An 11,279-nucleotide genomic window follows, 5' to 3' on the forward strand; every position below is an offset into this window, starting at 1 on the left:
GTGGGGGTGGGGTTGGTGGGTGGGAGTGGAAGGGGTGACCTGGGCTGGTGGGGCGGACTAGGCTGCCGCGGCATGAGCAGTGAGATTCCGGCCCGCGCCGACGTCGTCATCGTCGGTGCCGGGCACAACGGCCTGGTCTCCGCGGTCCTGCTGGCCCGCGCCGGCCTGGACGTTCTCGTGCTGGAGGCCGCCGACGTGATCGGCGGCGCGACCCGCACCGAGAACCCGTTCCCGACGGTGCCGGGGCTGCGCCACTCCACCGGTTCGTACCTGCTCGGGCTGATGCCCCCGGAACTGCTCGCCACGCTCGACGTCCGGATCCCGGTGCTGCGCCGCGACCCGCACTACTTCCTCCCCACCCCGGGCGGCCTCGGCTCGCCGTACCTGCTCTTCGGCAGTGACACCGCCGCCACCCGGGCGCAGCTCGCCGAGTTCTTCTCCCCCGCCGACGTGGCCGCCGACGACGCCATGCAGGCCGAGCTGGCCGCGCTGCGGGAAGACCTCGCCCCGGCCTGGCTGGCCGAGCCGCTGAGCGTCCAGGAGACCGCCGAACGGCACGTCCGCCCAGCGCTGCGCCAGGTCTTCGTCGACCTCGTGCAGGGTTCCGTCGCCGACTACCTGGCCCGGTTCGAGTTCCGCTCCGAACTGCTGGTCAGCATGTACGCGGTCACCGACGGCCTCTCCGGGCTCAACGCCGGCCCGGACGACCCCGGCACCGGCCACAACTTCCTCGTGCACAACATGTGCCGACTGCCCGGCTCCGGCGGCACCTGGATGATCGCCGAGGGTGGGATGGGCACCGTCTCCCGGATCTTCGCCGAGGCCGCACGCGCCGCCGGAGCGACAATCCTGACCGGTACGCCGGTGCACGCTGTGACACTGGACGGCGGCGCGGCTAGCGGAGTGGTGCTGACCGACGGTCGAGAGGTCGCCGCCCGTGTGGTGCTCGGCGCGTGTGACCCGTACCGGCTGATGGACCTGTTGCCCGACGGCGCGCTCCCGGCGCGGCTCGGTGAACGGATGGCGGCGGTCCGCCGGCCCGGCACCACCCTCAAGCTCAACCTGGCGCTCACCGGGCTGCCGCGGTTCTCCTGCCTGCCCGACGGCACGCCGAGCCCGTTCGGCTCGACCATCCACCTGCTGCCCGGGTCGGCGTCGCTGGTCGGCGGGGCGGAGGCGTCGCCGATGACCGCGCTGCGCGCCATGTGGGCGGACGTGCAGGCCGGGCTGCTGCCGGCGGAGCCCACCATCGAGTGGTACCTGCACACCACAGTCGACCCGTCGCTCTCCGACGCCGCCGGGCACCACTCGTCGGCGCTCTTCGTCCAGTCCGTCCCCTACGAGTTGGCCGGCACGACCTGGGACGCGGAGCTGCCCGGCTACGTCGACCGGCTGCTCGGGATCGTCGAGCGGTACGCCCCCGGCACCGCCGACCTGATCGCTGACGCGGTGCCGCTGCCGCCGCCCGGTATCGAGGAGCACTTCGGCATCACCGGCGGGCACATCCACCACGTCGACAACACCGTCTCGTTCACTGACCGGATGCCCTACGCCACCGGCGTCGATGGTGTGTACGCCGGCAGCGCTGGCTGCCACCCGGCCGGCAGCGTCATCGGCGCGGCCGGCCACAACGCCGCCCGCCGCATCCTCACCGACCTGTCGGCCTGACCCCTAACCCGCCCCCGGCCCCGGCCCGGCCCGGCCCGGCCCGGCCCCCGTTGATCATGAAGTTATTGCCTGCCGCAGCGGCGTGTCGCGGCAATAACTTCATGATCAACGCAGGCGGGTCAGATCACCGCCTCGCCGGCGGGGGCCGGGGTTTCCGCGTCCACCCGGTGGGCTCGCACCTTGTGGCCGACGCTCGTTAGGCAGCGGCCGCTGGGGAGGTCGAAGCGCCAGCCGTGCAACTGGCAGGTGAGCTGGTCACCGTCGACGATGCCGAAGCGGGTCAGATCCGCCTTCAGGTGCGGGCACCGCCGCTGCACCACCCAGTCGCCAAGCGTGATGTCCTCGGCGTCGGTGCTGCGCTCGTGCTCGTCGTACCAGCCCTCGGCGTACTGGAGCCGCTCCTCGGAGAGGCACTTGAAGAACGCGTAGACGAACTCGTTGTACTGGCCGATCCGGGCCGCCGAGAACCGGCAGGACAGGAAGAGCGAGTTGACCCAGTCCACCTCGTCGATGAAGAGAAGGTGCTCGATCAGCGACCGCTCGGTCCGGAACCGGTAGCGCACCTTCTCGTCCGCGTACGGCCGAACCTCCTTGCCGGGGAAGTCCACCACGATCGACTCGACGCTCTCGCCGTCATACCCCACCAGGTCGAAACGGACCGGGCCACCGACCCCCTTGGCCAGGTAGATCGACTCGTCGAGCAGCGGCTCGATCCGACGCTTCATCTCGCCGAGAACGTCCACCTCGGGGTGCCGCCAGGACGCCTTCTCCGCCTCGATGATCGGGCGCTTGCGCTCCCGCATCTCCTCCAGGTGCGCGACCTTGTTCGCGAAGAACTCCTGCACCGGCACCGGATGGGTGGTGCTCGCGCCCTCGGTGGTGACCTCGGCGACGCTGCCCGGCAGCAGCACGATCCCGTTGGTGCCGCCGACCTTGGCGTACTCCGACATGAAGACGGACTGGTCGGGGAAGATGTTGCCCTCGTCGCCGTGGATGTCGTTGAACTGCCACAGGGCGTCGTCGAGGAAGCACGGCGGGCCGGCGATCGGGAAGACATGCGACGCCTTCAGGTCGTCGATGTACCGCCAGGTCCGGTCGAACTGCCGGTCACGCTTCTGCTTGCCGAACGCGGTCTTCGCCGCCTGCGGCAGCTCGTAGACCATCGGGTACCAGATCGCACCGGAGAACTGGAGCAGGTGCGCGTGCACGTGCCCCAGCTCGGCGAAGACGCTCAGGTCGGTGGGGCGGGCGTCGTTCTGGTTGAGCAGCCGCACACCCTCGTACTCGACCCAGAGCGAGGAGTCGCCGATCGGCCCGTCGGTCGGGCTGGTCAACGCCTGAATCATGATCTTCAGGCCGCCGGGCAGCTCCACCACCTGCTCGTTGGGCGCCTTCAGGAACTTCGTGAAGCCCAGCGCCCGGAACTCGTCCTCCATCTCCGAGGTGGGGAACTCGGGGAGCAGGACCGTGGCGTCCTTGGAGACGAAGTCGCGCAGGTGCTTCGCGTCGAAGTGGTCCCGGTGCAGGTGGGAGACGTACAGGTAGTCGACCTGACCCAGGCTCTCCCAGTCCAGCAGTGAATTGTCCGGGAACGGAAACCACGACGCGAAGTAGGCCGGATTCACCCACGGGTCGCACAGGATGCTGCCCGCGGCCGTGTCGATCCGCATGCTGGCGTGCCCGGTTCCGGTCACTCGCACCGCACAGTCCCCCTCAAACAGACAATCAGGTGTACGCCAAACGCTACCGGAGCGAGTCTGACCGCCGCCCCGCGACGCCGGTAGTGCCGTCCAGCCCAGGTGGGGCAGGGCCGATGGCCAGGAAACCCCCACCCCACCGCACCGGGTACGAGGCGTGCCAGACTAACCAAAGATCCGATCGCGAGGGAAGGACCGACAGTGGCAGGAAGCGAGCCGGTAACGTCGCCAGACCAGCACAAGCCCGGGCACCGCAAGGCCGGGCAGATCGGCGCCGTGCTGTCCGCACTGGCGCTGCTGGCGATGATCTGCGGCAACCACGAGGGCAGGGTCGAGGACATCTGGCTGATCGGCCTGGCCGCGCTGCTGCTGATCATCGTGATCGGCGACGTCGTGTTGCGGCGCAGCGGTCTGCGCTCCTGACCGACCCACCGCCGGACGACCGGCCGACGTACGCCGAGGGCCCGCCCCCACCCGGGGACGGGCCTTCGTCCGTGTCGCGTCGGGGTCAGCGCCCGAAGAGGATGTCCTGCACGTCCTTGAGCGCGGCGTCGACCTCAGCCTCGAAGTAGCCACCCGGAACCAGGCCGAACCGGAGCGTGTCCAGGTCCTTCGGGTCGACAGGCATCGGGTTGCGGCGCTGCATGCCACCGAGCAGGGTGTCGAAGAACCGGTCCACCTGATCGGGGTCGTACCCGCTGCCGAACCGGCGCACCTGGAAGCTGCGGCGGATCTGGTCGACCCGGTACAGGTCGCTGCCGGGCGGACCGGCCATCGGCGGACCACCCATCGGCGGGCCGGCCACCGCTGGCGGACCGGCCATCGGCGGGCCACCCATGCCCTGCTGCGGCAGCGGAGGCGGACCGGCCGGACCACGGCGCATGTCGCGCAGATCCCGCTCCGGCATCCGGATCTCGGCCGTCATGTCGGCGCGACCGTGCCGCCCGGCCTCGAAGCCGTCGAAGCGCGGCTCCTCCGGAGGCGGCGGATAACCGCCGGGCGCGCGTTGGTCGTCGGGGCCGTACCCACCGCGTTGGTCATCCTGGCCGTAGCCAGCGGGTGAGCGCTGGTCGTCCGGGGGGCCGTACCCGCTGGGACCGGCGGGCAGGCCGCGCTGCGGCATGCCGTGGCCACCCATCGGGCCAGGGCCCATCGGGCCACCGGGACCCATCGGCGGGCCGGCCGGGCCACGTGGCGCGTCGTAACCACCGCCGCGGGGGGCGTCGTACCCACCGGCGAAGGCACCGGTCGGCTCGTCGTAGCGGCCGTAGGGCGGGCCGGCCTGCGCGGGCATCGGCCGCGGCGGCATCGGCTGCGGGACCATGCCCCGCTCGTCACGCATCGGCGGACCCATCCGGTCCGGTGGGCCCATCCGGTCACCCATCCGGGGGTCGCCACCGCGCCCGGCGCTGTTGCGCTCCTCCAGCTCGGCCAGCTGCCGCTCGACCCGGTCCAGGTGCAGGTCGACCTGCCACTCGTCGTAGCCGTTGAAGCGGACCCGGAAGACGACGTCATGAACCTCCTGGGAGGCCACCGGGGCACCGACCTGTCGGCCGTCGAGCGTCGCCTCGACCCGGTCGAGGAAGGCATCCACCTCGTCGACCTTGTATCCCCGGCGGAGCGCCTTGCGCCGGAAACGCTGACCCTGACTCGCCACTATGTCTCCTGGTCTCGTTCGCCACGCCCGGTCACGCCGGTGCCTCTCCGGCGCGGTCGGTGTTGGTGTCGTTGTCTTCGGCGGCGGCAAGCTGGCCACACGCGCCGTCGATCTCGCGACCTCGGGTGTCCCGAACTGTGGTGGACACCCCGGCGTCGCGCAACCGCCGGACGAACTCCCGCTCGACCGGCTTAGGGCTCGCGTCCCAGCGGCTGCCCGGCGTCGGATTGAGCGGAATGAGGTTCACGTGGGCCAATTTGCCGGCCAGCAGCCGCCCGAGCAGGTCGGCTCGCCACGGCTGGTCGTTCACGTCCTTGATCATCGCGTACTCGATCGACACGCGGCGGCCCGTCCGGGCGGCGTAGTCCCACGCTGCGTCCAGCACCTCGGCTACCTTCCAGCGCTGGTTTACCGGCACGAGTTCGTCGCGCAGATCATCATCGGGCGCGTGCAACGACAACGCAAGGGTCACTGAGAGGTCTTCGCTGGCCAGTCGGTGGATGGCCGGAACCAGGCCGACCGTGGAAACGGTGATGTGCCGCTGGGACAGGCCGAGCCCCTCCGGAGCCGGGCTGACCAGCCGACGGATCGCCGCGATCACCCGGTTGTAGTTGGCCAGCGGCTCGCCCATGCCCATGAAGACGACGCGCGACAGTCTCGGCGGGGAACCCGCCACCACGCCGGAGGCCGCCACCCCGGCCATGTACACCGCCTGGTCGACGATCTCCGCCGTCGACAGGTTGCGGGTCAGCCCGGCCTGGCCGGTAGCGCAGAACGGACAGGCCATGCCGCAGCCCGCCTGGCTGGAAATGCAGACGGTCACCCGGTCCGGGTAACCCATCAGCACGCTCTCGACCAGCGCGCCGTCGTGCAGCCGCCAGAGCGCCTTGCGGGTCGCGCCGTCGTCGCAGGCCAGCTCGCGCACCGGGTTGAGCAACGTCGGCAGCAACTGGTCGGCCAGCCGCTCCCGGGTCGCGGCGGGCAGATCGGTCATCGCCTGCGGGTCGCGGACCAACCGCCCGAAGTAGTGGTTGGAGACCTGCTTGGCGCGGAAGGCCGGCTCACCCAACCCGGTGACCAACGCCTGGCGGCCGGCCAGGTCCAGGTCAGCGAGGTGCTGAGGGGGCATGGAGGCCCGGCGCGCGGCGGGGGCGACCGAGATGGCGGGGATCAAGGGCAGGCTCGTCATGGCTGGTCCAGTGTGTCACGCCGTCGGCGGCGGCTGCCGGTCCGGAGGTGTCGAACGGGCCGCGACCGCCGGGGCCGGATGACCAGGTCGCCGTGATTCATACCTCAGCTCACCACCGGCACGAACACCGCCAACAGCAGGTAGGCCGTCGGCACCGCGAACAGGATCGAGTCCAGTCGGTCCATCAGACCGCCGTGGCCGGGCAGCAGGTTGCTCATGTCCTTCACGCCGAGATCCCGCTTGATCATCGACTCGGCCAGGTCACCGAGGACCGCAGCGCACGAGACGGCCACCCCGAACAGCGCGCCCCACCAGGGAGCCACCTCGAACATCAGCCACAGCAGCAACGCCCCGCCCAGGGCCGCCGCGGTGACCGAGCCGGCGAAGCCCTCCCAGGACTTCTTCGGGCTGATCGACGGGGCCATCGGGTGACGGCCGAAGGAGACCCCGGCCGCGTACCCCCCGGTGTCGGAGAGGACCACCCCGATCAGCGTGGCCAGGATGCGCAGGTGACCATCGCCGGGGGCCGCCGCCAGCAGCGCCGCGAAACCGGCGAGGAACGGCACGTAGACGGCGATCAGGGTGGCCGCTGTGAGATCCCGCTGGAAGCCGGCCGGCCCGTCACCCAACCGCCAGATCATGGTGCCCAGCACGGTGACCAGCAGCCCCAGGCTGAGCGCGTCCGGGCCGGCGTACCAGGCCAGACCCACTGTCAACACGCCACCGGCGATCAGTGGCACCAGCGGCGGGTGCGCACCGCTGCGTCGGACCGCGCGGGCCATCTCCCACATGCCGATGGCGACCGCGGCGGCGATCACCGGCAGGAAGGCCAACGGATAGACCAGCAGCGGCACCACGATCAACGCGCCGAGGCCGAGGCCGACCCCGATCGCCGCGGGAAGGTTGCGCCCGGCCCGCCCGGTGCCCACCTGCTGGGTGGCCGGTCGGTCGAGGCTGGCCCGACGTCGCCCCTTCGACCGTCGACCTGTCGTCGGAACCTCGTCCGGCACCACGTCGGCCCGGACGGGCGCGAGCTGCTCGGTCGGGTACCCCGGGTCGTCGAAGCGGGCGGGAGGGCCGTCGAGACGGCTCGGCTCGTCGAAGTGCCCGCGGTCCGGGCCGTCGTACCGGGGCGGCCCCTCCCCCGTGGGAGGTCGGTCCGGGTAGCGGTCACCGCGACCCCGGTCGTCGTACCGGTCGGGCTGGTTGCGGTCGTCGACGTGCCGGTCCCGATCGTCGAAGCGATCGTGCCGGTCGCGGTCGTCGAAGCGGTCGTCCGGGCGGGCCGGGCGGCCACGCTCGTCGTGCGGGTCCGCGGGGTGCGGGTCGGTGTACGGCCGGGCGTGCGGGTCGGCGTACAGCTCAGGGCCGGCGGCCGGACGGCGGCTCCACTGGCCTGCCTCCAGCTCCTGGTCCGGCCAGGGCAGCGCCACCGGGCGCTCCGGCCGGTCCCAGCCGCGAGGCTCGCTGCCGTAGGGGTCGGGGTGGGACATCACGCACCGCGAAGCGGCACGAGAACCACCACATGACGCAAGACCACAAGCATCCCCTACACGTGCGATGTTCCTCCGATTGACCGCCCCGACGGTCGGTCGATCCCCGGTGTTCACCACCCGGTGGCCGGGAATCCTGCCGAGCCTACTGCACACGCCGGATCGGCACGGCGGACGAGGCACGCCCACGGACGCCACCCGGCGCCACCGGCCCGCCGGCCAGCGACACACACCCATCCGGTACGGCAGACCGCAGGCAATCCGCAGCCGTCGATCCGACTCGTCCGGTGCGCGATCGAGTACTGAGCGAACCCCGCTCGGCGTGGTCCGCTGGTGCCGCGTCGGCGCCAGCCTGCGCTCCGCAACGGGGAAGGGCACGCACATGTACAAGTTCGGTCTCGCGGTGCTGACGGTGGCCGCCATGGTCCTGGGAGCAGGGTCACCGGCCGCCGCCACCACGGCACGGACCAGGATCACCATCGACCGCCACACCAGCGAGCTGTACCCGTTCGAGCCGCCCGTCGGCGAACCGGGGGTGACGTACCCGGCAGCAGGGGTCACCGCCACCGCCCGGAACTGCCCGGCCGGCATCGTCCTCATGTCGGCCTCGCTGGTGCAGGACGGCCTGCCGACCCTCTGGGCCACCGGGGGGCACGGCGCCGGCGAGATCCTCTGCGACGGCGGCACCGTCGAACTCGGGATGGGGTTCGCCCGGATCGCTCCCGCGCTGCACCCCGGCCGGGCCACGGCCCACTTCTCGCTGCGGAACTGGGACACCGGCGAGCAGCTCGCCGAGAGCACCAGGACCGTCTGGATCCCCTGCTGACCTATGGAACGAGGCCCGTTCCCGACGTCGGGAACGGGCCTCGCAGCATGGGTCACACCTCGAGCAGCTCGGTTTCCTTGTGCTTCACCAGGTCGTCGACGCTGGCCACGTACCGCTGGGTCAGGTCGTCGAGTTCCTTCTCGGCGCGGCGACCGTCGTCCTCGCCGGCCTCGCCGTCCTTGACGATCCGGTCCAGCTCTTCCTTGCCACGGCGGCGGACGTTGCGGATCGCCACCTTGGCCTCCTCGCCCTTGTGCCGAGCCACCTTGATCATGTCGCGGCGGCGTTCCTCGGTCATCTGCGGGAGCAGGATGCGCAGCTGGTTGCCCTCGTTGTTCGGGTTCACCCCGAGGTCCGAGTCGCGGATCGCCTTCTCCATGGCGTTGATCTGCGAGTTGTCGTACGGCTTGATGATGGCCATCCGCGGCTCGGGGACCGCGATGGACGCCATCTGCGTCAGCGGCGTGGGCGTGCCGTAGTAGTCGATGATGACCTTGGAGAACATGGCGGCGTTGGCGCGACCGGTACGGATGGCGCCGAACTCCTCCTTGGCGTGCTCGACCGCACGCTCCATCTTCTCCTCGGCCTCGAGGAGGGTGTCGTCGATCACCGGTCTCCTCGCCTCCTTCTGTGCTCGTGGTGGGCTCTGCTGAAAGTCGTCAGACCCGCTGTCGTCGTCGCCGGTCGGCGGGACTCAGGCGGTGATCAGGGTGCCGATCTTGTCGCCACCCACCGCGCGGATGATGGTGTCGTCACCCTGCGCGCCAAAGACCAGCATCGGCAGGCCGTTCTCCATGCAGAGGCTGAACGCCGCCGCGTCGGCCACCCGCAGGTTGCGGCGCAGCGCCTCGGAGAAGGTGATCGAGTCGAGCTTGCTGGCGGTGGGGTCGATCCGCGGGTCGGCGGTGTAGACGCCGTCCACGCCGTTCTTGCTCATCAGCACCACGTCGGCCCGGATCTCCAGCGCCCGCTGGGCGGCCACCGTGTCCGTGGAGAAGTACGGCATTCCGGCGCCGGCGCCGAAGATGACCACGCGGCCCTTCTCCAGGTGCCGGATGGCCCGCAGCGGGATGTACGGCTCGGCGACCTGGGCCATCGTGATGGCGCTCTGCACCCGGGTCTCGATGCCCTCCTTCTCCAGGAAGTCCTGGAGTGCGAGGCAGTTCATCACGGTGCCGAGCATGCCCATGTAGTCGGCGCGGGCCCGGTCCATCCCACGCTTCTGCAGCTCCGCGCCGCGGAAGAAGTTGCCCCCGCCGACCACCACGGAGACCTGCACGCCGCGGCGGACCACTGTGGCGATCTGCCGGGCGATGGCCTGGACGACGTCCGGGTCGACGCCGATCGCGCCGCCACCGAAGACCTCACCGGAGAGCTTCAGCACCACCCGGCGGGCGCGCCCCGGCGGCGGTGCCGTCGGATCGTCCAACTCCAGCGTCCGGTCACTCACAACCTGCGTCATCCGCCCCGCCCTTCCCCACGCGCACGCCCCGTGCGGCGCGTACCGCGAACCTGCCGCTGCCGACCCTATGTGACGAGGAGGCCGCGGTGCCTGTCACGTACACCGGCGGCCTCCTCGTTGATGTCTCCTGCCCACGGGCGCCAGCGGCGCCCGGTGGCGGCTCAGGCCTGGCCGACCTCGAACCGCACGAAGCGGGTGACCTCGATGCCGGCCTCGGCCAGCAGCTGCTTCACCGACTTCTTGTTGTCAGAGACGGACGACTGCTCGATCAGGACGAAGTCCTTGAAGAAGGAGTTCACCCGACCCTCGATGATCTTCGGCAGGGCCGCCTCGGGCTTGTTCTCCTCGCGGGCGGTCTGCTCGGCGATGCGCCGCTCGGACTCGACGACCTCAGCCGGAACCTCGTCCCGGGTGAGGTACTTCGGCCGCATCGCGGCGATCTGCATGGCCACACCACGGGCGTCGGCATCGCCAGCCTCGTCGGTCTTGCCGGTGTACGACACCAGCACGCCAACGGCCGGCGGCAGGTCCTGGGCCTTGCGGTGCAGGTAGACGGCGGTGGTGCCCTCGACCCGGGCGAACCGGTTGAGGACCAGCTTCTCGCCGATCTTGGCGGACTGCTCCTGGATCAGGTCCGCGATGACCTTGCCGTCGAGCTCGCTGGCGAGCAGCTCCTCGGCGGAGTTCACGCCGGCGCGCTCACCGTGCTCGACCAGCTGCTGGCCCAGCGCGATGAACGACTCGGTCTTGGCGACGAAGTCGGTCTCGCAGTTGAGCTCGAGCAGCGCCTTGCCGGAGTGGGCGACCAGGCCGTTCGCGGCCGTACGGCCGGCCCGCTTGCCGACGTCCTTGGCGCCCTTGACGCGCAGGATCTCGACGGCCTTGTCGAAGTCGCCCTCGGCCTCGGTCAGCGCCTTCTTGCTGTCCATCATGCCGGCGCCGGTGAGGTCGCGGAGCTTCTTGACGTCCGCGGCGGTGATTTGGGACATGGCTCTCTCTTCGGTGTTGAGACGGCGTGTGGATGGTCAGAGGTGCCGGTTACCCGGATCCGGGCGGATCGTGCCCGGCGTACCGTCGCTGCCCGCCGTTCGCGAAAACGGACGGCGGGGCAGCGACGGTGCGATCACTCCGCGGTGGCGGCCGCCGGCTGCTCGGTGGCGGCCTGCGCCGGCTGCTCCGGGGTGGCGGGCTGCTCGGCGGCGTGCACCGTCACGTTGATGGCGGCGACGACTCGCCCGTCGCCGTCGCGTACGCCGGTGGCGACGGACCTGATCCCCGGTGCCAGGT

The 11,279-nt window shown here is 70.9% G+C and carries 10 protein-coding genes; 3 read left to right on the forward strand and 7 right to left on the reverse strand.

Features of this window, described 5'->3' with window-relative positions; genetic code table 11:
* Positions 1 to 72 precede the first annotated feature (72 nt).
* Positions 73 to 1,668 carry an NAD(P)/FAD-dependent oxidoreductase gene (locus AB0C20_RS31610; protein ID WP_357190079.1) on the forward strand — a complete coding sequence of 532 codons (1,596 nt, stop codon included), beginning with the start codon at positions 73 to 75 and terminating at the stop codon, positions 1,666 to 1,668.
* Between the two features lie 119 nt (positions 1,669 to 1,787).
* On the opposite strand, the gene AB0C20_RS31615 is transcribed toward AB0C20_RS31610, so the two are convergent.
* Positions 1,788 to 3,368: a Rieske 2Fe-2S domain-containing protein gene (locus tag AB0C20_RS31615; protein WP_357190081.1), complete on the reverse strand. Its 1,581-nt coding sequence runs from the start codon at positions 3,366 to 3,368 to the stop codon at positions 1,788 to 1,790.
* A gap of 198 nt (positions 3,369 to 3,566) precedes the next feature.
* Between AB0C20_RS31615 and AB0C20_RS31620 the strand changes: the two genes are divergently transcribed.
* Entirely contained in the window at positions 3,567 to 3,788 is a 222-nt protein-coding gene (locus tag AB0C20_RS31620; protein ID WP_091400308.1) for a DUF2631 domain-containing protein, read from the forward strand.
* An 85-nt stretch (positions 3,789 to 3,873) separates the two neighbouring features.
* On the opposite strand, the gene AB0C20_RS31625 is transcribed toward AB0C20_RS31620, so the two are convergent.
* From AB0C20_RS31625 to AB0C20_RS31635, 3 genes are all read right to left on the reverse strand, one after another.
* The gene (locus AB0C20_RS31625) at positions 3,874 to 5,022 is read right to left on the reverse strand and encodes a DivIVA domain-containing protein (protein ID WP_357569359.1); all 1,149 of its coding nucleotides are present in this window, start codon (positions 5,020 to 5,022) and stop codon (positions 3,874 to 3,876) included.
* 31 nt (positions 5,023 to 5,053) lie between these two features.
* On the reverse strand, positions 5,054 to 6,211 hold the full coding sequence (rlmN, locus tag AB0C20_RS31630) for a 23S rRNA (adenine(2503)-C(2))-methyltransferase RlmN (RefSeq protein WP_091400305.1): 1,158 nt from the start codon (positions 6,209 to 6,211) through the stop codon (positions 5,054 to 5,056).
* A gap of 104 nt (positions 6,212 to 6,315) precedes the next feature.
* Complete coding sequence (locus tag AB0C20_RS31635) at positions 6,316 to 7,704, reverse strand: phosphatidate cytidylyltransferase (protein WP_357569360.1); 1,389 nt, start codon at positions 7,702 to 7,704, stop codon at positions 6,316 to 6,318.
* A 382-nt stretch (positions 7,705 to 8,086) separates the two neighbouring features.
* Between AB0C20_RS31635 and AB0C20_RS31640 the strand changes: the two genes are divergently transcribed.
* Entirely contained in the window at positions 8,087 to 8,530 is a 444-nt protein-coding gene (locus tag AB0C20_RS31640; RefSeq protein ID WP_357569361.1) for a hypothetical protein, read from the forward strand.
* A 52-nt stretch (positions 8,531 to 8,582) separates the two neighbouring features.
* Here AB0C20_RS31640 and frr read toward each other — a convergent pair whose 3' ends face one another.
* From frr to tsf, 3 genes are all read right to left on the reverse strand, one after another.
* Entirely contained in the window at positions 8,583 to 9,140 is a 558-nt protein-coding gene (frr, locus tag AB0C20_RS31645) for a ribosome recycling factor (RefSeq protein ID WP_203149044.1), read from the reverse strand.
* A gap of 84 nt (positions 9,141 to 9,224) precedes the next feature.
* The gene (gene pyrH / locus AB0C20_RS31650) at positions 9,225 to 9,992 is read right to left on the reverse strand and encodes a UMP kinase (protein WP_030487501.1); all 768 of its coding nucleotides are present in this window, start codon (positions 9,990 to 9,992) and stop codon (positions 9,225 to 9,227) included.
* 161 nt (positions 9,993 to 10,153) lie between these two features.
* On the reverse strand, positions 10,154 to 10,981 hold the full coding sequence (tsf, locus tag AB0C20_RS31655; protein ID WP_091400300.1) for a translation elongation factor Ts: 828 nt from the start codon (positions 10,979 to 10,981) through the stop codon (positions 10,154 to 10,156).
* Positions 10,982 to 11,279: the final 298 nt, after the last annotated feature.

Origin of the sequence: Micromonospora sp. NPDC048843, assembly GCF_040649965.1 — a bacterium.
Lineage (GTDB): Bacteria > Actinomycetota > Actinomycetes > Mycobacteriales > Micromonosporaceae > Micromonospora > Micromonospora hortensis.